This is a genomic window from Pantoea sp. JGM49, assembly GCF_018257655.1.
In the GTDB taxonomy this organism is placed as follows: domain Bacteria; phylum Pseudomonadota; class Gammaproteobacteria; order Enterobacterales; family Enterobacteriaceae; genus Pantoea; species Pantoea communis.
This window is the reverse complement of record NZ_JAERJM010000001.1, coordinates 420,870-440,353: the sequence shown is the minus strand read 5'-3', so window position 1 is coordinate 440,353 and position 19,484 is coordinate 420,870. Positions and strand designations below refer to the sequence as shown.

The window sequence follows — 19,484 nt, the reverse complement described above, 5'->3', positions numbered from 1 at the left end:
CTACTTTATTCAGGCGCGCTGGGCGCGACGTTCAGCAATAAATGCAATCAGGAAGACCGCGCCAATCAGGTCGAAGAAGCCCATGGCGACAAATAACGGGTTAAAGCCAATCTTGTCGGCGGTGACACCAATTACCAGCGAGAACAGGAAGCTGGAGATCCACGCGAAGGAACCTCGCATGCCGTTGACGGTGGCCATCTGGCCTTTATCAAACTTCTCCACCACCAGCGCGCTGAGCATGCAGGAGATGATCTGGTGACCGAAACCACCAATCGAGATCAGTGCAATCGCCACGTAGGGATCTTTGGTCATCGCCACCAATGCGAGGGAGAGCATCAGGAAAGCGCCGGTGACCGAACTGGCAACCACGGAGTTGACCAGTCTGAAACCAAACAGGCGGGTATAGAGGCGCGTCAGATAGCCACTGGCGACGCTGCCGAGATCCGCCGCGAGGAATGGCATCCAGGCGAACATGGCGATCTGTTTGAGATCCATGCCGAGATCTTTCGCCAGGTAGAGCGGCACCCAAAAACTCAGCACGCCCCACGCCGGTTCGGCCATAAAGGCGGGAATGGCGATACCGTAAAAACGTTTGTTTTTTGAGACGCTTTTCAGGGCTTTAAAGAACGGTAATTTGACAGCAGGCGGTTCATTATCCTGACGAATAAATTCCAGTTCCGATGCAGACAGATTGGGATGAATTTCCGGATCGCGATACAGCAACCACCAGAGCACTACCCACGCCAGTGCCAGGCAACCCGTAAACAGGAAAGCGCCCTGCCAGCCGAAAGAAGCGTGCGCGAAGTAGATGATGGGCGGCGCCAGCATAGCGCCAATTGAGAAGCCCACGCCGGCCCAACCCGCTGCAACCGGACGCTCTTTTTTCGGGAACCATTCGCCTATCACTTTGGCGTTGGCTGGCGTGGCTGCGGCTTCCGCTCCGCCCATGACAAAACGCAGAATGGCAAGATGTACCCAGCTCGCCGCGCCTGCATGGAACAGACAGGCGACCGCCCAGACCGAGGCACAAATCAGGAAGCCGACTTTCAGGCCGATGACATCAATCAGCCAGCCGCAAATTGGTTGAAAGAAGGTGTACGCCAGCTGAAACGCACCGACGATCCATGAATATTGTTCAGTGGTGATGCCCAGGCTGGTTTTCAGCTCAGGTGCCAGAATGCCTAATGAGTTACGCGTGATGTAGTTGACGGTAACGCCCGCTAAGAACAACACCAATACCCACCAGCGCAAATTGCGGAAGGTGCGTTTGCTGCCAGCGGCAGCGATCCCTGGATTCAAACTGCGGTTCATCTGGTTCTCCATTCTTTATTAACATCATGAGCTTACAAATCCTGTGGTGAATGCGCGGGCAAGCGATAAACCGGAAATATCGTTGGCTGCCGCCCAGGAATTGTTGCTTGTTGTTGAGGAGCGACTTCAGTGAGTCATCTCTAACCATCCGCCAGGAGTGAACCACAGATGCGGAACCTGGTCGCCACTCAGATGCCGCATTTGTGATCTGGTTAACCAAAATGGCTTGCGAGGTTGACATCAGACGTTAAAGAGCCGAATTTTAGGCTCTGAGAGCGCAATCCACGCCATAAGCGGTGCGCTAACCGATAAATAGGTCAACCAATATAAGAATTGTCCTGGGTTTCATTTTCAGGACCTAAAAGAGGTAACAACATGAAGCAGACCTGGCGCTGGTATGGCCCAAATGATCCCGTTTCTCTTGCCGATGCACGACAGGCTGGCGCGACCGGCATCGTCACCGCCCTGCACCACATCCCTAACGGCGAAGTGTGGTCGGTGGACGAAATTATGCAGCGCAAAGCCATCGTGGAAGCCGCTGGGCTGGTGTGGTCAGTGGTGGAAAGCGTGCCGATTCACGAAGAGATAAAAACCGGCAGCGGTGAGTGTCAGAAGTGGATCCGTCATTACCAGCAGTCTCTGCGAAATCTGGCGCAGTGCGGTATTAAAACCGTCTGCTACAACTTTATGCCGATTCTCGACTGGACGCGCACAGACCTTGAATATCTGTTACCCGATGGCGCGAAAGCGCTGCGTTTCGATCAGATCGAATTTGCCGTATTTGAGCTGCACATTTTGCAACGTCCCGGTGCGGAGAAGGATTACAGCGCCACGGAAATAGCGCAGGCAGCTGAGCGTTTCGCCAACATGAGCGAAGCACATAAAACCCGCCTGACGCGCAATATCATCGCTGGTTTACCGGGTGCAGAAGAAGGTTACACGCTGGACCAGTTCCGTGCTCAATTAGCCCGTTATGACGGCATCGGCAAAGCTGAGTTACGTGAAAACTTCGCGACCTTCCTGCGCGCGATTATTCCAGTGGCGGAAGAGGCCGGTGTTCGGATGGCAGTGCATCCGGATGATCCCCCGCGTCCGATTCTGGGTTTACCACGCATCGTCTCTAACGCAGAAGATTTGCAGTGGATGATCGATACCGTACCCAGCCCGGCGAATGGCTTCACCATGTGCACCGGCTCTTACGGCGTGTTGGCAGAAAACGACCTCGCCGGCATGGTGAAACGTTTTGGCCCACGCATTTACTTCGCACACCTGCGGTCAACCAAACGCGAAGAGAACCCGAACACCTTCCACGAGGCAGCGCATTTAGGCGGCGATGTTGACATGTTCGCCGTCATTAAGGCGATTGCTGAAGAAGAACATCGTCGTAAAGCGGCCGGTCAGGAGGATTTGATTCCGATGCGCCCGGATCATGGTCACCAGATGCTCGACGACTTGAGAAAGAAAACCAACCCCGGCTATTCGGCGATTGGTCGTCTGAAAGGGTTGGCGGAAATTCGCGGTGTGGAACTGGCGATTCATCGCGCTTATTTCTGATGGCATTCGTTGCTGCCGGGTGCCATTGATGGCGCACCCGGCTTGATGGAGTTTACATGGAACCTAACCTCGCCAATGGCGAACTGAACGTGACCCGCCCCGCCTGGAACCATCAGCGGCTGGTGCCGCGTATTGTGCATATCGGCTGTGGCGCCTTTCATCGCGCGCATCAGGCGTTGTATCTGCATCACCTGCTTGAAATCAGTGACACTGACTGGGGCATCTGTGAGGTCAACCTGATGTCGGCGAGCGGCAAACTGTTGGTCGAACAACTGCGCCAGCAAGATCTGCTCTACAGCGTGACGGAAAAAGGTGCCGGGCAGAACGACGTTCACCTCGTTGCGGCCATCAAAGAAGCCTTGCATCCTGCACTGGATGGACACGACGGCATTATCGAAGCGCTGGCTCGTCCGGAAACCGCTATCGTTTCATTGACGGTGACGGAAAAAGGCTATTGCACTCAGGGTGCCAACGGTGAATTGGATGCGGATAATGCACTTATTCAACACGATGTTGCGCACCCTGGCACGCCGAAATCCGCCATTGGTTTTATTGTCGAAGCATTACGTGTGCGTCGTGAGCGTGGTTTAGGGCCGTTTACTGTGCTCTCCTGCGACAACCTGCGTGATAACGGCCATGTCGCGCGCGCCGCTGTGGTAGGCCTGGCGCGGTTGCGCGATGCGGCACTGGCGCATTGGATTGATGAGAACGTTACCTTCCCCAGCAGCATGGTTGACCGCATCGTTCCCGCAGTGACCGACGAAACACATCATGAGATTCGCGACTTGCTGGGCGTTGCCGATCCCTGCGGCGTGGCCTGTGAACCATTTTGCCAATGGGTGATTGAAGATAACTTTGTCAACGGCCGTCCTGACTGGGATCGCGTGGGCGCGCAGTTTGTGGCCGACGTTGCGCCATTTGAAATGATGAAACTGCGTATGCTCAACGGCAGTCACTCATTTCTTGCCTACCTCGGGTATTTGGGTGGCTGTGAAACCATCGCTGACACCATGCAACTCCCGACCTATCGCCAGGCAGCATTAGCACTGATGATGCAGGAACAGGCACCAACGCTATCAATGCCAGAGGGTATTGATCTGCTGGCCTATGCTAATCAGCTGATCGAGCGTTTTAGCAACCCTTCCCTGCGACACCGGACGCAACAGATTGCGATGGATGGCAGTCAGAAGCTGCCACAGCGCTGGCTCGATTCCGTGCGCTATCACCTGAAGCACGGCAGTGACTATCGCCACTTGATGCTGGGAATTGCCGGCTGGATGCGTTACGTCGTCGGGCAGGATGAGCGAGGTGAAGCATTTGATGTGGTTGACCCATTAACTACCACGCTAAAAGACATCAACCAGCACACGCCAGAAGGCGATGCGCGCGTTAGCGCCCTGCTTGCCGTGAGAACCATTTTTGGAGACGATTTGCCCGCCAATCCGGGCTTCGTCAGCCATCTTCAACAGGTGTACGCGCAGCTTTGCCAGCATGGTGCCCGCGCCGCCGTTGCATCCCTGAATCAGGAGCCGAAATGAAGCACTTTATGGATGACGATTTCCTGCTGCAAAGCGACGTTGCGCGTCGTTTGTACCATGACTATGCGGCTGACATGCCGATTTATGACTACCACTGCCACCTCAATCCGCAAGAGATCGCCGAGGATCGTCAGTTCGCCAACCTCGGACAGATTTGGCTGGAAGGCGACCACTACAAATGGCGCGCCTTGCGTGCTGCGGGCGTGGATGAATCGCTGATCACCGGTAAATCTACGAGCGATTACGATAAATACCTCGCGTGGGCCCACACCGTGCCCAAAACGCTGGGCAATCCGCTCTACCACTGGACGCATCTGGAGCTGCGTCGCCCGTTCGGCATCACCAATACGTTATTTGGGCCGGACACCGCACAACGCGTATGGGACGAATGCGCCGAGATACTGGCAACCCCGGCATTTTCTGCACGCGGCATTATGCGTCAAATGAATGTACGTATGGTTGGCACCACCGATGATCCGGTTGATTCGCTGCAATATCATCGTCAGATTGCTGAAGACAGCAGCTTTGATATTGATGTCGCCCCAAGCTGGCGCCCTGATAAGGTCTTCAAGATTGAGCTTGAAGGCTTTGTTGAATACCTGGGACGGCTTGAGGCAGCAGCGGATGTGGCGATCACCGACTTTGATGCGTTGCGCACCGCCCTGCTGCGCCGGTTAGATCACTTCTCCGCTCACGGCTGTCGTGCAGCGGATCACGGGATTGAAGTGCTGCGCTTTGCACCTGTTCCCGACGATAGCGTGTTAGACGCCATTCTGGCGAAACGTCGCAACGGCGACACGCTAAGCGAGCTGGAAATCGCGCAGTTTAGCAGCGCGGTGCTGGTGTGGCTCGGCGCTGAATACGCGAAACGTGATTGGGTGATGCAACTGCATATCGGCGCGATCCGCAACAACAGCACCCGGCTGTTCCGCTTGCTGGGTGCCGACAGCGGGTTTGACTCGATTGGCGATAACAACATCGCTTTGCCGCTCTCGCGCCTGCTGGATGCGATGGATGTTAACGACCAACTGCCAAAGACCATTCTGTACTGCCTCAATCCGCGTGACAACGAAGTGCTGGCGACGATGGCAGGTAACTTCCAGGGTGCGGGTATCGCCGGGAAAGTGCAGTTTGGTTCCGGCTGGTGGTTCAACGATCAGCGCGATGGCATGCTGCGCCAGTTGGAGCAACTGTCGCAAATCGGTTTGCTCAGCCAGTTTGTCGGGATGCTGACCGATTCACGCAGCTTCCTCTCTTACACACGCCACGAATACTTCCGCCGTATTCTGTGCAACCTGCTCGGTCAATGGGTGCAGGATGGCATTGTGCCGCACGATGAAGCGGTACTCGGCAACATGCTGCAGGATATCTGTTTCAATAACGCACAGCGCTACTTTATCCTCAATCCACGTTGAGAATTCCGCCCTGTGCTATAGTGCAGGGCGCAATTGATGGCAGCGTCAGTGGTCGTCAACTTCTTAATCAGCAGAAAAGAGCTCATGAAAACACAAGCATCAGCGCAGCGCCCTTATCAGGAAGTGGGGGAAATGTTGCGTAACATGATTATGCAAAAGCAGTATGCCGTGGGCGAACGCTTGCCGCCTGAGCGTGAACTGGCTGCGCTGCTGGATGTCACGCGTACGCTGGTGCGTGAAGCACTGATCATGCTGGAGCTGGAAGGCTTGATTGAAGTGCGTCGTGGTGCCGGGATCTACGTGGTAAACGACAGTCCTGCACCGCGCGCGACGACACAAGCCGCCTGTAACGATGCCGGCCCGTTTGAGATGCTGCAGGCGCGTCAATTGCTGGAGAGTAATATCGCGGAGTTTGCCGCCCTTCAGGCCACGCGTGAAGACATCATCAAGATGCGTCAGGCGCTGGAACTGGAAGAGAGAGAACTGGCATCCGGCGCCGTGAATGAGAGCGAGAACGGCGATCGTAACTTCCATTTAGCGATTGCCGAAGCGACCCATAACAGCATGCTGGTCGAGTTGTTCAAACAATCCTGGCAGTGGCGTGAAGATAATGTGATGTGGAGTCAGTTACATCGTCATCTGGTGAACACTCATTATCGTAAGCAGTGGCTCGACGATCACAAGAAGATCCTCGCCACATTGATCAAGAAAGATGCACGCGCCGCCAAGCAAGCGATGTGGCAGCATCTGGAAAATGTGAAACAGCGATTGCTGGAATTTTCAGATGTCGATGACATCGATTTTGATGGTTATCTGTTTGAATCCTGGCCGCTGGACAGTGCCAACGGCTAAAACAAGCCCTTGTTACCAAGGGCTTTCAGGCGATTACTGCGGTAATGAAGCTTTCAAACGCTGTGCTGCTACGGCCAGATTGGTTTCCGATACTGAGGCATACGAAATACGCAGCGTTGAAGTATCTGGATTATCACAGTAGAAAAACTCACCCGGGACATACACCACACCCTTGCTCAGCGTGGTTTTCAGCCATTCGGTGGTGTTGAAAGCTTCCCTGAACGTTGCCCACAGGAACATGCCACCCAGCGGGCGATAGAAGTGCAGCTTATCCCCCAACTCCGTCTCCAGCGCTGCACACAATGCATCGCACTTCTGCTTATAGGCTGCGCGGATCAAGCGAATCTGCTCCGGCAAGCGACCGGTTTCCAGATAATGACGCGTCAGGGATTGTGACAAGGCACTGGTGTGCAGATCCGTTGCCTGCTTCAGGTTCACCACTGATGACTTCAACCAGCCCGGCATGGTGATCCAGCCAACGCGTGCGCCCGGTGCCAGGATTTTGGAGAAGGTCGAGGTATAAATCACATTCTCGCTGGCCCCCATCGCTTGCGCATGGGATTTTAATGGGCGGAATGTCTGATTGGTGAAATTGATCTCGCTGTAGGGATCGTCTTCAAAAATCAGGAAATCATACTGCTTCGCCAGCGCGACTAACTGCTGACGACGCGCATCAGATAAGGTGACGCCGCTTGGATTGCCAAAGGTCGGAACGATATACACGGCTTTGATTCTTGTCTGTTTGACTAGCTCTTCCAGCTCATCAACAATCATGCCTTCGCCGTCAGTGCCAACAGATTTGAACTGCGCTTCAGCCAACTGGAAAACCTGCAATGCGGCGAGATAAGTTGGACGCTCCACCACCACCACATCACCGGGGTTGATTAACGCGCGGGCGAGAATATCCAGTGACTGCTGGGAGCCAGAAGTGATCACCACGTCGTCTGGCGTGCAATCAATACCGCGGTCGGCTGAAATGCGGCAGATCGCTTCACGTAATAGCGGATCCCCTTCACTCAAGCCATACTGAAATGCGTTGTGACCATCCTGCGACAAGGCGCGATCCATGGCGATCTGCAGGCCTTCGGTATCAAACAGGTCGGGATTCGGGATGCCACCACCCAGAGAGATCACCCCTTCCATTTTGCTGTGTTTCAATAAATCCCGAATGGCAGATGAATGAATGCGTTGAACGCTTTTGGACAATTTTTGCGACGACATAAAACCTTTACCTGATTATTTTTTTCTAAGACTAAATTCATAACATAAGTTAGCTAAGCTGATAATCACATTTTCACTGTCTGGCAAAGAGAATTTAGTGCCGGAAGGTAACTACCGATATTGAGAAAAAATCACCTGTTGAAACTAACGAAAAAAGGCGGAGGGGTAAGCTCCGCCTTGTTTCAAGTTCCGGTCAGTGCGCCTGACCGGTCAGTTGCAAAAGGGCAACGATGATTTGCAGGATCACCCGGACCAGGTCCAGGAGTAACCGAACAAGTTCCATCACTTTCCTTCTCCTCTGACAGGAGCGCGCTTTTCAGCCTTCGGAGCTTTGACTCCACCCGCCGATGGCCTGAGCACAGCTGTGAGGAGTGCTGAGCGCCACTCATTGTGGAAGCCACAGGCCAGCACCACCTGAAACCTGCCGGGATTTGACAATCCGCGCCCCTGGGAGTCATCAGAAAACAATGAGACTGCGCTCGCCACTCAACACCTGTATAACCATACAGTACTTTTGCGAAACTTGAAATATTCCCCCGCACATTTTATGATTTGATTTGTGAGGAGTGCTGAGCACCCCGTTCGCAGCGCGGTTACCAGCCGGTTAGCGAACATAAAAAAAGGATTTGGCTATCAAGCCAAATCCTTTTTTATTGCCTGCAGAAATCAATTGGCAGAGCTGATACGCCAAATGGCATTACCTGCATCATCCGCGATCAGCACACCGCCCTGCTGATCTGATGCCAGTCCCACCGGTAAGCCCCGTACCTGTTTTTGGTCATCGGTCAGGAATCCGGTCACCACCGGCTGTGGCTGACCAACCGGTTTCCCGTTTTCGAATTTCACCCACACCACCTGATAGCCATTCAACGGCGTGCGGTTCCAACTGCCATGTTCACTGATAAATGCCCCTCCGCGATACTGCGGCATGTTATCTGCGCCATAGAACAGCAAGCCAAGCGGTGCCACGTGTGAACTGAGCGCGTAATCTGGCTTGATGGCTTTTTCTACTAAGTCAGGCCGCTGAGGCTGCGCCCGCACATCGACATGTTGGCCATAATAGCTGTATGGCCAGCCGTAAAAGCCTTTGTCCTGCACCGAGGTCATATAATCCGGCACCAGGTCCGAGCCAATCTCGTCGCGTTCATTAACGATCGCCCACAGCTTGCCCGTTTGCGGTTCCCATTGCAGACCGGTGGGGTTGCGCAGCCCACTGGCATAGATACGGCTGGCACCGCTCGCCGCATCGACTTCGAGTACCGCCGCTCGACGATATTCGGCACCAATGCCATTTTCCGTAATGTTGCTGTTTGACCCTACCCCGACATATAGCCTGCTGCCGTCGGGGCTGGCCAGCAGTGACTTAGTCCAGTGATGGTTAATCGGCCCGCCGGGCAGTTCAGTCACCACCACCGGCGGCGTACGAATCTCAGTTTGTCCGTTTTCATACGGGAATTTCACCAGGCTATCGGCGTTGGCAACATACAACGTATTGCCCACCAGCTGCATGCCAAACGGCGCGGTCAGGTTATCGATAAATCGATGCTGCTCCCACTTGCCGTTCACATTACGCAACAGCGTAATACGATTGCCACCGGCCCCGCCTTTGCCCGAAGCATTTTTTACGATGCCGGTAATGAGATCTTTCGGCGCGGTTGTCGGTTTCGGTGTGCCGTTGGATTCGGCCACCAGCACATCATTGTTCGGCAGCACCAGTACCTGACGTGGATGCTGTAAGTTATCAGCGATCTTTTCAATCTTCAGCCCCTCCGCCACTTTTGGCATTTCACCGGCTTTCCAGGGGATACCCTCCGGCACCTGCATCGGCGGTACAAAGAAGTTTTGCGCCTGGGGGAGTTCAGGATTGGGGCCAATCTGTTTTTGCGGATCGATAAGTGAGCCATCATCACAAGCGCTGAGAAGCATGGCGAGGGTCACTGCACTCAAAATCTGTTTCATGCGCGACCTCCTGCTGTAATGCGTCCACGCAGCGCTAACTGCACGTTGGCGAGCAACAGCAGTGCCACCACCAGAGTCGACAACGTTACCCCAAGCGGCACCACGGCATACGCATCACGACTGTGAATAAAGGCATTTGCGATAGCCACGACGATGGCCAGCAGTGACAGCCAGAAATGGGTCTTTTCACTGGGATAAGGCCCGCGGAATAAGTAAACAAGACTGATTAATCTTGGCAGGATAGCGAGCACCAGACCGATAGCAATCAACCAACTGGCTGATTTGGTCCACATGATGACGAAGGTTTGCAGATAGATGATATCGAACAGCCAGGCCGCAACAAAAAAGCCCAGCGGTAGCGGTTCCAGCAGAGCGTAAAGCCCCACCGCAAACGCTGAACGTCCCGAGGTATACAACATTTCACTCTCCCTATTACGTTTATTATTCAGGCGATGGCTGCGTTTCGCTTCCCCGAAATCGCAGCCAACCGCCTGTAAAATATTAGTAAAGATGAAGAGTAATGCGCGCGATTACCGCAAAAAGCCTAAAGGTTATGACTTATCCGCAGGCAGTGTCACCCAGTAACCCGGCTGATAAGGCAATGGCAGAAACTTTTCATGGAACTCACGGAAGGTGGCGTCAGGATCGATATCTTTGAACAGATCCGGATGCAGCCACTTGGCCATCGCCTGAATCGCGACAAACTGATATGGGCTATCGTAGAACTGGTGCCAGATGGCGTGTGCATTGCCGTTGTGGGCAACCGGCAGGGTTTTAAACGCATCGCGCATCATCAGCAACTTCAGACGTGCCGTGGCTTCTTTGGTGTCTGCGCCAGGGCCAACGCCCACCCATTTGCCCACGGTGTTGTAGTTCTTCCAGTTGGCTCCGGTCACTACCACCACATCCGGACGGCTGGCAATGATTTGCTCTGGGTTCAGGGTACCGAAGGTGCCTGGGATCAGATCTTTAGCGATATTGCTCCCGCCGGAGATTTCGACCATCTGACCAAAATTCTCATTACCAAACGACATGCAGCATTCATCGGTGTAGCCACCTGCACGATCAATCATCACTTTTGGACGTGTGCCGGTGAAGTTTTTCAGGCGATCGGTCACCTTTTCGATCTGCGCGCGGCGGAAAGCCACAATCTCTTCAGCACGCTGCGGGTTATTGACCAGTTCGCCCATGATGCGGATGCTCTTCTCGGCGTGCTCCATCGGCTTCTCGCGGAAGTCGATAAACACCACCGGTACACCAACCGCCTGCAACTTTTCAATCAACTTGCCTTCATCCGTGGCGGCTTTTGATTCGAGGTTCATCAGCACCAGGTCCGGCTTTAACGTCAGCGCCTGCTCAACGTTGAAGGTGCCGTCTTTCGCCCCACCAAAGGTAGGCAGCTTTTTAATTTCCGGATACTTGTTCTCATAAGCCATATAACCGTCATAGTCGGCCTTATGGAAATCATCACGCCAGCCCACTACGCGATGGAAAGGCGCGGCGGTATCGAATGCCGCCAGCAGATACATCTGACGCCCTTCACCCAGAATGATACGTTTGGATTCTTCTTTGACTTCAACCTGACGCCCTGCGATGTCGGTGATGATTTTTGCCGAAGCAGAACCCGTTACAGCCAGTAACCCCAGTGCTAACAGCCATTTTTTCATTGTGTCTACCCATACAAATGATAATGATTATTATTAAAATTTCGCGGCGTCACTATTACCTGGCAGACGCGAAATGAAAAGCCCCTGGGACACATTTTTTTACATCCCCTTGCCGTTTTTCTTACTGTGTAGCCGCTCACAAAACGACCTACTTTCGTGAAAGTGCTCACAGCATCCCATGCAACTGCCCAGGTAATGACCTTCTCTTCCCGCACTTCACCTAATGCGTAAACAAATTGTGAACGCTAAATTACGAATTGAAACGCTGTTTTATTTTTAATTTAACGCTCGCCCTGAGCATGGAAATCCTGTCTGGAGGTCTTACCGTGAAGATCAGCGCCATTGATGTCACTCTCTTTACCTACCCTACGCGCCGCGTATCAGATAGCGCGGGCCACTCGCACCCTGGTGCAGAAACCGATGCGCAAATGGCGCTGCTCACGCTGACCAGCGAAGACGGCGATTGCGGATATGCTTTCGCGCCAGCCGAAGTCATACGGCCGCATGTGGTCAGCGCCTTCTTCCGTAAGGTGCTGATCGGGCAAAACGCCTTTGATCGTGAACGTTTGTGGCAGGATTTGGTGCACTGGCAGCGTGGCAGCGCGCACCAACTCACTGAGCGCGCACTCTCCGCTGTCGAACAAGCAATGTGGGATCTGATTGGCCGCAAGCTTAAGCAACCGGTGCATAAGCTGCTGGGCGGTTACCGTGAAAAAATTCCCGCTTACGGCAGCACCATGTGCGGCGATGAGTTGGAGGGTGGCCTCTCAACGCCGGACGAGTACGCCCAGTTTGCCGAGAAGTTGGTAGCACGCGGTTATCAAGCCATAAAACTGCATACATGGATGCCGCCGGTTTCTTTCGCCCCCAGCACCTCAATGGATATCAAAGCCTGTGCCGCGGTACGCGAAGCGGTAGGTCCGGATATCGCCCTGATGCTGGACGGCTACCACTGGTACAGTCGCAGCGAGGCACTCACCATAGGTAAAGCGCTGGAGAAGCTTAACTTCGCCTGGTTTGAAGAACCGATGGAAGAGGAGAGTATGGCCTCTTACGCCTGGCTGGCGGAAAATCTCAGCATTGACGTGCTTGGGCCGGAAAGCCTCGGCGGCAAACACCACAGTCGTGCCGACTGGGTACGTGCAGGTGCCTGTGACATCCTGCGTGCCGGAGCCAACGGCGTCGGTGGCATCTCTGCCACCCTGAAAGTGGCCAGCCTGGCAGAAGCCTTCGGCATGGATTGTGAAGTGCACGGCAACGGCGCGGCCAGCATCGCGGTGGTGGGTGCCATTCGTAACTGCCGTTGGTACGAACGGGGGTTGTTGCACCCTTTCCTCGATTATGAACAGCCGCCGGCCTACCTCAATAGCCTGGTCGATCCGATGGACGATCAGGGCTTTGTTCACCTGCCTACCCGGCCTGGACTTGGGGAGGACATTAATTTCAGCTGGATTGAAACCCACACGCTCAATCGCTGGTAAGCGTCGACCACAAGCAGTACGGCAAACAACTATAAACCTCTGACCTGCTGGACTTTGCTTATGAACATATCTCGTTATTGCAGAGCATGGTGCGCCGCGCTAATGCTGCTCACGGGTAGCCCGTCGCTGCTGGCCGCCACGCCAGACGACCAGTTGATCGTGGGCATGAACATGAACAACCTGTTGACGCTAGACCCCGCCGCGATGACCGGCAATGAAGTGGTGGGCATTGTGGTCAATCTTTATGATGGGCTCGTCGAGTTAGATCCGCGCCAGCTCACCCACGTGCGCCCTGCTCTGGCGGAACGTTGGGAGATCAGCGCCGATCATCGCCAACTCACTTTCCATCTGCGCGAAGGCGTGCATTTCCACTCCGGTAACCCACTCACCAGCGAAGACGTGATTTGGTCGATGCGCAGGGTGTTGCATCTCAATCTGGCTCAGGCGTCAGTGTGGAAATCCTATGGCTTCAGTAAAGACAACGTGGATCAGATGATCACTGCACCTGATGCCCGCACGGTGGTGATCCAGCTGCCTAAGCCTAACGATCCGCAACTGGTGATCTACTCCCTGGCAGCACTCGGCAGCATGGTGGTGCTGGACAGTAAAACTGTACAGGCCAACGCGGTGAACGATGACTGGGGCAACCGCTGGCTGACCACGCACGAAGCCGGTTCCGGCCCGTTCCGTTTTGATGTCTGGCAGGCCAAAGATGTATTGCGCATGAGCAGGGATGAAAATTACTGGCGTGGCGCTCCCAGGTTAACCCGCGTGGTGTTTCGGCATTTGCAGGAGTCACAAACCTTGCGCTTGATGATGGAGAAAGGCGATATCGACATTGCCAGTAACATGGCCATTCCTGATGTGCAGGCGCTGCGCCACGATCCGGATCTCACCATTGATGCGGTGCAGAAAGGCACCCTTTATTACCTGGCGATGAGCATGAAGGATGACCACTTCGCCAATCCGCAGGTGCGCGAAGCCGTGCGCTACTTAGTCGATTATCAGGGCATCAATAAAACCCTGATGGCCGGTTATGGCACTTTGCATCAGCGTCCGATCCAGTCTGGTATGCCTGAAACACTGCCCGATCCCGGCTATCGTCTTGATGTGCCGCGAGCCAAAGCGTTGCTGGCCGCAGCGGGCTACCCCAATGGCTTCGACACCACCTTGCGTGTGCTGGCCGATCAACCGTTCCTGAACATCGCTATCGCCATTCAATCCACGCTGATGCAGGCAGGCATTCGCGCCAAAATCATCACCGGCACTGGCAACCAGATTTATGGCGCAATGCGCGAACGTCAGTTCAATCTGCTGGTGGGGCGTGGCGGCAGTGGTGTTGAACCGCATCCGCACTCCAGTTTGCGATCGCTAGTGTACAACCCGAATAACGCCGACAGCGCCCGACTCACCAACTTCCAGGGTTGGCGCACCGGCTTCTACGATGCTCAGCTTAACCAGATGATCGATCAGGCGCTGCTGGAGCGAGACAGCACCAAACAGCAGCAGGATTATTTTGCGATTCAGCAGCGTTACGACCAGTTGATCCCGGCGCTGATGCCGATTTCGCAGATGACCGATTCCGTGGTGGTAAATAATCGCGTACAGGATTATGTGCCGCATCCTTCTGCCACCACCTTCCTGCGTGATGTGTGGAAAACGCCAAACAGCCTGGTCGGAGGTGTCCAATGACCTTAACCAAACGCCACTGGCGTCGAGTGCGTAGCCGCGCATTGCAGGTCGCCATCACGCTGTTCGGCCTGTTGCTGCTGACCTTTTTTATTGGCCGCGTGATGCCGCTCGATCCGGTACTGGCGATTGTTGGACCGGATGCCGACCACGCCACTTACCAGCAGGTTTATCACCAGTTAGGCTTTGATAAACCGCTGTGGGTGCAGTTCTGGATCTACCTGCAAGGTTTGCTACACGGCAATTTTGGGCTGGCGCTGCTCACCGGGCAGCCGGTGATTAACGATATCCTGCGCGTGTTCCCTGCCACCCTTGAACTCGCCACGCTGGCGATTGTGCTTGGCACCGGACTCGGCGTACCGCTGGGCGTCTGGGCTTCGGCACGCCGTAACAGCCTGGTGGATTATCTGGTGCGCATTATCAGTCTGGCCGGTTACTCCACGCCAATCTTCTGGGTCGGCATGATCGGTTTACTGCTGTTTTACGCGCATTTGGGTTGGGTTGGCGGTGCCGGACGGGTTGATTTCAGTCTGGATGGCATTGTGCCGCGCCGCACTGGCCTGCTGCTAGTGGATGCACTGCTGGCAGGCAATATTACGGTGTTTAACAACGCGCTCAATCATCTGATCCTGCCCGCTTCGCTGTTGGGTTTCCACTCACTGGCCTACATCAGTCGCATGACGCGCAGCTTTATGCTGGCGCAGCTGTCGCAGGAGTTCATTTTGACTGCGCGAGTGAAAGGCCTGACCGAGTGGCAGGTGATCTGGCAACACGCATTCCGCAACATTCTGGTGCAGTTGCTGACGGTGGTGGCACTGGCGTACGGATCCCTGCTCGAAGGCGCGGTGCTGATTGAAACCGTGTTCTCATGGCCCGGCTTTGGCTCTTATCTCACGGGCAGTTTGATGCTCGGCGATATGAATGCGGTGATGGGCTGCGTGCTGGTGGTCGGCCTGATTTTCGTGCTGCTTAACCTGCTTTCCGACCTGCTTTATCAGGTATTCGATCCGAGGACCAAAGTATGACTGCCTCTCTCGATCTGCTTCATGCCAGCGCCACGCGCGAACGTGTGGCGCGCTATCGTCGTACGCTCTCGCGTATAGCCCATTTCCTGTGGCAAATGGCTTGTAACCCTCTCACGGCCATCGGCGGCGGCATCATTTTACTGTTGCTGATCGTGGCGCTGTTTGCGCCGTGGATCGCCCCCTACCACCCCTTGATTCAGGATTTGAATAACGCACTCACGCCGCCGAACGCGCAGCACTGGTTTGGCACCGATGAGTTTGGACGCGACATCTTCAGCCGCTTAGTGTGGGGCGCGCGCATTACCTTGTATATCGTCATGCTGGTGTCGGTCACCGTCGGGCCATTAGGCCTGCTGTTGGGCGTCACCGCCGGCTACTTTGGAGGCAAAGTGGACAGCGTATTAATGCGCGTCACCGATATCTTCATCTCATTCCCGAGCCTGGTGCTGGCGCTGGCGTTTGTCGCGGCGCTGGGTCCCGGCCTGGAACATGTGGTGATGGCGATTACTCTCACCGCCTGGCCGCCGATTGCTCGACTGGCACGCGCGGAAGCGCTGTCGCTGCGGCAGGCAGACTTTGTCTCTGCCGTGCGCCTGCAAGGTGCCTCGTCTCTGCGTATTTTGTGGAAGCACATTGTGCCGCTGTGTCTGCCTTCGGTGATCATCCGCATCACTATGAATATGGCGGGCATCATTTTGACCGCGGCAGGTCTGGGTTTCCTCGGTTTAGGCGCGCAGCCACCCGACCCGGAATGGGGCGCGATGATCGCCAGTGGCCGCACGTATATGCTGGAGTGCTGGTGGGTGGTCACCGTGCCTGGGTTAGCGATTCTGATCAACAGTCTGGCGTTCAACTTCTTAGGAGATGGCTTACGTGACATTCTCGATCCCCGCAGCGAATAGCGTTGCTCCCCTGCTCGACGTGCAGGATCTTCAGGTTAATTTCGTTAACGGACGCCAGATTATCCCAGCAGTGCGCGGCATCTCTTTTCAGTTAGGCAAAGAGAAACTGGCCATCGTTGGCGAATCAGGCTCAGGTAAATCCACGGTGGGCCGCGCACTGTTGCAACTGCATCCGCGCAGCGCGCAGGTTACCGCCCAGCGCATGCAGTTTGCTGATGTCGATCTGCTGCAGGCTTCTCCTGCACAAATGCGTGCCGTGCGCGGCAAGCGTATTTCGATGATCATGCAGGACCCGAAATACTCGCTGAATCCCGTGGTACGCGTGGGTGAACAAATTGCCGAAGCCTGGCGCAGTCACCATCCGGGGCAGCGTGAGGTGGCACGCCAGCGGGCGCTGGAGATGCTGGAGGTGGTGCAGATCCGCGATCCTCAGCGCGTCTATCAGTGCTACCCACATGAGATCTCCGGCGGACAAGGTCAGCGTGTGATGATCGCCATGATGCTGATTACCGACCCGGAACTGCTGATCGCCGATGAACCGACCTCGGCGCTGGATGTTTCCGTTCGCTTGCAGGTATTGACGCTGCTGGATGAACTGGTGCAACAGCGCGGACTGGGCCTGATCTTTATCAGTCACGACCTCAATCTGGTGCGGCGCTTTTGCGATCGCGTATTGGTGATGTATGCCGGTCGCGTGGTCGAATCGCTGTCTGCCGATCAACTCGACCACGCCCAGCATCCTTATACCCAGGGATTACTGGCCGCGCTGCCGGATATGGATGCGCGCCGTTCTCGGTTGCCAGTGCTACAGCGCCAGGCCAGCTGGTTACAACCTTAAGGAGTGAGCATGAACGAGATGATCCGTGTGAGTCACCTTAACCTCAGCTTTGGCGAGGACGAGCAGCGCAATCAGGTGCTATATGACGTCAATTTGTCGGTGCGTGAAGGAGAAATTTTTGGTCTGGTCGGCGAGTCTGGATCGGGGAAAACCACGGTGCTGAAATGTCTTGCCGGACTGTTTACCCATTGGGATGGAGATCTCGCCATTGCAGGACGAAAACTGGAGCATCGCATTGATCGTGCCCTCTGCCGCCAGGTGCAGATGGTGTTCCAGGATCCTTATGGCTCGTTGCATCCGCGCCATACTATTGGCGACATTCTTGAAGAGCCGCTGCATATTCACGGTATCGGACAACGTTCCCAGCGCGTGATTACCATGCTGGAAAAAGTGGGCCTCAACCGCGCCTGGCAAACTCGTTATCCGCATCAGCTTTCGGGCGGTCAGCGTCAGCGTGTGGCGATTGCACGTGCGTTAATCCTCGAACCGCGCGTGCTGTTACTGGATGAGCCGACCTCGGCGCTGGATGTTTCCGTACAGGCAGAGATCCTGAACCTGTTGAGTGATTTACAGCAGCAGGAGAATCTTACTTATTTAATGGTGACACACGATCTCGGTGTGGTGGCGCATCTGTGCCATCGGGTTGCCGTCATGCAGCACGGGAAAATGCTGGAGACGCTGGATGTCGATGCATTGGTGGGGAATCGCGCGCAAGTGGCGTATACACAGATGTTGGTGGAGTCGAGTAGGGCTTAAACGGTACGGGTTGCCATTAACGGGGATGGCGCTGAGGTGAGTTCTGATCAGGTGCGCAAGGGTGCGCACCTGATTTGAGTAGCAAGATCCGCTTAACAGCAGCGCATTAAAGCAATTCACGCACGTATCGCACGATATCCTGATTCTGTCCGTGTTCGAACAGGCACTCCTGCAAACGCGCCCCGCTCACTGCGGTTTTTACCAACTCAGGGTCCAGCGCGCGCAGTGAATCGAGGTAATTGTCTTTCATCAGCGCGGCTTTGACTTCATTGAGAATGCCCGCATTGCGCACCTGCGGCTCTTTGCGCTCTGGCGGGTAACCCAGACCTTTTTCGCCGGTAAAGGCCTTCTCAAAGATAAAGCGCAGATTCAGTTCAGCACCCCAGCCAAAACCTTTGGCGAACGGCAGCGAAAGCGCGTTGCCATTGTTGATCTGAGCAAACAGATAGGCATCAGCGGGATCGATACAATAGCCACACACCACGCCAGGATGCAGGTTGAGCGATACCAAGGCGCCCTGTCCGGTGCCACAACCGGCGACCACAAAGTCCACCGCTTTGCTGTTAAGCAGGACGCTGGCCATGATGCCGAGGTGAATATAAGTCAGATGGTGATCCTGCTCGTAGCTCATGCCGACGTTGAATACCTGATGGCCGAGCGGTTGCGCGACGGTTTGCAGCTCCTTCCATACGGTTGCGTTCTTAGCGGCCTGGCTATTTTCCATCATCAAAGCGATTTTCATGATCCACCCTCAAATTAAATTGAAACACTGTTTCATTTTAATCAAGGTGCGCTAAAATGCAGCCCTGAAATGCCCTTTTCGGTGTGATTTACGTCACACATTGATGAAGTCACTGGTGAGGAGAACCCATGTTTATTTATAAAAGCGCAACCACTCAGGAAGACCTCGGTAACGGCGTGAAGAGGCGAGTCATGGCCCACGGGGGACGGATGATGGCGGTCGAAGTGACCTTTGAGAAGGATGCGGTTGGACCGTTGCATCATCATCCACATGAACAACTAACCTACGTGTTGTCGGGCCGTTTCGCTTTTACGATTGATGGGCTTACGCAGGAGGTCGGCGCTGGAGATACGTTGTATAAAGCGCCCAATGTGGTGCACGGCTGCGTTTGTCTGGAAGCGGGTACCCTGCTGGATACCTTTACACCGCAGCGCGAGGATTTCCTCGGAGCGCGGTAGATAGCGGATACACATGCAGTTGCATCTCTGGATAGTGCATGCGTTCCTGCTGGATTGCCGCTTGTCTGTTAAACGA

Annotated in this window: 17 protein-coding genes; 11 read left to right on the top strand and 6 right to left on the bottom strand. The window is 54.9% G+C overall.

Features of this window, described 5'->3' with window-relative positions; genetic code table 11:
- Nucleotides 1-9: 9 nt before the first annotated feature.
- Nucleotides 10-1,311 carry an MFS transporter gene (locus JK231_RS02230; RefSeq protein WP_034827231.1) on the bottom strand — a complete coding sequence of 434 codons (1,302 nt, stop codon included), beginning with the start codon at nucleotides 1,309-1,311 and terminating at the stop codon, nucleotides 10-12.
- A 375-nt stretch (nucleotides 1,312-1,686) separates the two neighbouring features.
- Here JK231_RS02230 and uxuA point away from each other — a divergent pair, with 375 nt between their 5' ends.
- The 4 genes from uxuA to uxuR all read left to right on the top strand — a co-directional run bounded on the left by uxuA (nucleotide 1,687) and on the right by uxuR (nucleotide 6,670).
- Nucleotides 1,687-2,865 (top strand): mannonate dehydratase, encoded by a 1,179-nt coding sequence (uxuA, locus tag JK231_RS02225; protein WP_097117179.1) that lies wholly within the window; start codon nucleotides 1,687-1,689, stop codon nucleotides 2,863-2,865.
- A 56-nt stretch (nucleotides 2,866-2,921) separates the two neighbouring features.
- On the top strand, nucleotides 2,922-4,403 hold the full coding sequence (locus JK231_RS02220; protein ID WP_211727890.1) for a fructuronate reductase: 1,482 nt from the start codon (nucleotides 2,922-2,924) through the stop codon (nucleotides 4,401-4,403).
- Complete coding sequence (uxaC, locus tag JK231_RS02215) at nucleotides 4,400-5,818, top strand: glucuronate isomerase (protein WP_211727889.1); 1,419 nt, start codon at nucleotides 4,400-4,402, stop codon at nucleotides 5,816-5,818. The genes JK231_RS02220 and uxaC overlap by 4 nt, the downstream gene beginning before the upstream one ends.
- A gap of 84 nt (nucleotides 5,819-5,902) precedes the next feature.
- The gene (uxuR, locus tag JK231_RS02210; protein WP_097117281.1) at nucleotides 5,903-6,670 is read left to right on the top strand and encodes a Uxu operon transcriptional regulator; all 768 of its coding nucleotides are present in this window, start codon (nucleotides 5,903-5,905) and stop codon (nucleotides 6,668-6,670) included.
- 33 nt (nucleotides 6,671-6,703) lie between these two features.
- Here uxuR and JK231_RS02205 read toward each other — a convergent pair whose 3' ends face one another.
- From JK231_RS02205 to JK231_RS02190, 4 genes are all read right to left on the bottom strand, one after another.
- The gene (locus JK231_RS02205; protein ID WP_211727888.1) at nucleotides 6,704-7,891 is read right to left on the bottom strand and encodes a PLP-dependent aminotransferase family protein; all 1,188 of its coding nucleotides are present in this window, start codon (nucleotides 7,889-7,891) and stop codon (nucleotides 6,704-6,706) included.
- Between the two features lie 666 nt (nucleotides 7,892-8,557).
- Nucleotides 8,558-9,850, bottom strand: coding sequence for a sorbosone dehydrogenase family protein (locus tag JK231_RS02200; RefSeq protein ID WP_097117183.1), 1,293 nt, complete (start codon nucleotides 9,848-9,850; stop codon nucleotides 8,558-8,560).
- Nucleotides 9,847-10,269, bottom strand: coding sequence for a DUF2231 domain-containing protein (locus tag JK231_RS02195; RefSeq protein WP_166931240.1), 423 nt, complete (start codon nucleotides 10,267-10,269; stop codon nucleotides 9,847-9,849). Before JK231_RS02195 ends, JK231_RS02200 begins: the two co-directional genes overlap by 4 nt.
- A 132-nt stretch (nucleotides 10,270-10,401) precedes the next feature.
- A complete protein-coding gene (locus JK231_RS02190; protein ID WP_097117185.1) occupies nucleotides 10,402-11,517 on the bottom strand; it encodes an ABC transporter substrate-binding protein in 1,116 nt (371 codons plus the stop codon).
- Between the two features lie 326 nt (nucleotides 11,518-11,843).
- On the opposite strand from JK231_RS02190, the gene JK231_RS02185 reads away from it, so the two are divergent.
- From JK231_RS02185 to JK231_RS02160, 6 genes are read left to right on the top strand one after another with little or no spacing between them, the layout of a single operon-like run.
- Nucleotides 11,844-12,998, top strand: a complete 1,155-nt coding sequence (locus tag JK231_RS02185) for a mandelate racemase family protein (protein WP_211727887.1) — start codon at nucleotides 11,844-11,846, stop codon at nucleotides 12,996-12,998.
- 60 nt (nucleotides 12,999-13,058) lie between these two features.
- Nucleotides 13,059-14,690 carry an ABC transporter substrate-binding protein gene (locus JK231_RS02180; RefSeq protein WP_211727886.1) on the top strand — a complete coding sequence of 544 codons (1,632 nt, stop codon included), beginning with the start codon at nucleotides 13,059-13,061 and terminating at the stop codon, nucleotides 14,688-14,690.
- Nucleotides 14,687-15,712: an ABC transporter permease gene (locus tag JK231_RS02175; RefSeq protein WP_211727885.1), complete on the top strand. Its 1,026-nt coding sequence runs from the start codon at nucleotides 14,687-14,689 to the stop codon at nucleotides 15,710-15,712. The genes JK231_RS02180 and JK231_RS02175 overlap by 4 nt, the downstream gene beginning before the upstream one ends.
- Nucleotides 15,709-16,614, top strand: coding sequence for an ABC transporter permease (locus JK231_RS02170; protein ID WP_211727884.1), 906 nt, complete (start codon nucleotides 15,709-15,711; stop codon nucleotides 16,612-16,614). Before JK231_RS02175 ends, JK231_RS02170 begins: the two co-directional genes overlap by 4 nt.
- Nucleotides 16,586-17,452, top strand: a complete 867-nt coding sequence (locus JK231_RS02165; RefSeq protein ID WP_211727883.1) for an ABC transporter ATP-binding protein — start codon at nucleotides 16,586-16,588, stop codon at nucleotides 17,450-17,452. Before JK231_RS02170 ends, JK231_RS02165 begins: the two co-directional genes overlap by 29 nt.
- Before the next feature lie 18 nt (nucleotides 17,453-17,470).
- Nucleotides 17,471-18,208 carry an ABC transporter ATP-binding protein gene (locus JK231_RS02160; protein WP_160832985.1) on the top strand — a complete coding sequence of 246 codons (738 nt, stop codon included), beginning with the start codon at nucleotides 17,471-17,473 and terminating at the stop codon, nucleotides 18,206-18,208.
- Between the two features lie 106 nt (nucleotides 18,209-18,314).
- Here JK231_RS02160 and JK231_RS02155 read toward each other — a convergent pair whose 3' ends face one another.
- Nucleotides 18,315-18,950, bottom strand: coding sequence for an RpiB/LacA/LacB family sugar-phosphate isomerase (locus JK231_RS02155; protein WP_211727882.1), 636 nt, complete (start codon nucleotides 18,948-18,950; stop codon nucleotides 18,315-18,317).
- Nucleotides 18,951-19,078: 128 nt separating this feature from the next.
- Between JK231_RS02155 and JK231_RS02150 the strand changes: the two genes are divergently transcribed.
- Nucleotides 19,079-19,408: a cupin domain-containing protein gene (locus JK231_RS02150; protein ID WP_034827258.1), complete on the top strand. Its 330-nt coding sequence runs from the start codon at nucleotides 19,079-19,081 to the stop codon at nucleotides 19,406-19,408.
- The last annotated feature ends 76 nt before the right edge of the window (nucleotides 19,409-19,484 follow it).

What these genes read in the sequence shown, in the direction of transcription:
- JK231_RS02175 (WP_211727885.1), top strand. Translation starts at nt 14,687, where the DNA reads ATGACCTTAACCAAACGCCACTGGCGTCGAGTGCGTAGCCGCGCATTG.
- uxuA (WP_097117179.1), top strand. Translation starts at nt 1,687, where the DNA reads ATGAAGCAGACCTGGCGCTGGTATGGCCCAAATGATCCCGTTTCTCTT.
- uxaC (WP_211727889.1), top strand. Translation starts at nt 4,400, where the DNA reads ATGAAGCACTTTATGGATGACGATTTCCTGCTGCAAAGCGACGTTGCG.
- JK231_RS02200 (WP_097117183.1), bottom strand. Translation starts at nt 9,850, where the DNA reads ATGAAACAGATTTTGAGTGCAGTGACCCTCGCCATGCTTCTCAGCGCT.
- JK231_RS02230 (WP_034827231.1), bottom strand. Translation starts at nt 1,311, where the DNA reads ATGAACCGCAGTTTGAATCCAGGGATCGCTGCCGCTGGCAGCAAACGC.
- JK231_RS02180 (WP_211727886.1), top strand. Translation starts at nt 13,059, where the DNA reads ATGAACATATCTCGTTATTGCAGAGCATGGTGCGCCGCGCTAATGCTG.
- uxuR (WP_097117281.1), top strand. Translation starts at nt 5,903, where the DNA reads ATGAAAACACAAGCATCAGCGCAGCGCCCTTATCAGGAAGTGGGGGAA.
- JK231_RS02220 (WP_211727890.1), top strand. Translation starts at nt 2,922, where the DNA reads ATGGAACCTAACCTCGCCAATGGCGAACTGAACGTGACCCGCCCCGCC.
- JK231_RS02160 (WP_160832985.1), top strand. Translation starts at nt 17,471, where the DNA reads ATGATCCGTGTGAGTCACCTTAACCTCAGCTTTGGCGAGGACGAGCAG.
- JK231_RS02150 (WP_034827258.1), top strand. Translation starts at nt 19,079, where the DNA reads ATGTTTATTTATAAAAGCGCAACCACTCAGGAAGACCTCGGTAACGGC.
- JK231_RS02205 (WP_211727888.1), bottom strand. Translation starts at nt 7,891, where the DNA reads ATGTCGTCGCAAAAATTGTCCAAAAGCGTTCAACGCATTCATTCATCT.
- JK231_RS02190 (WP_097117185.1), bottom strand. Translation starts at nt 11,517, where the DNA reads ATGAAAAAATGGCTGTTAGCACTGGGGTTACTGGCTGTAACGGGTTCT.
- JK231_RS02195 (WP_166931240.1), bottom strand. Translation starts at nt 10,269, where the DNA reads ATGTTGTATACCTCGGGACGTTCAGCGTTTGCGGTGGGGCTTTACGCT.
- JK231_RS02170 (WP_211727884.1), top strand. Translation starts at nt 15,709, where the DNA reads ATGACTGCCTCTCTCGATCTGCTTCATGCCAGCGCCACGCGCGAACGT.
- JK231_RS02155 (WP_211727882.1), bottom strand. Translation starts at nt 18,950, where the DNA reads ATGAAAATCGCTTTGATGATGGAAAATAGCCAGGCCGCTAAGAACGCA.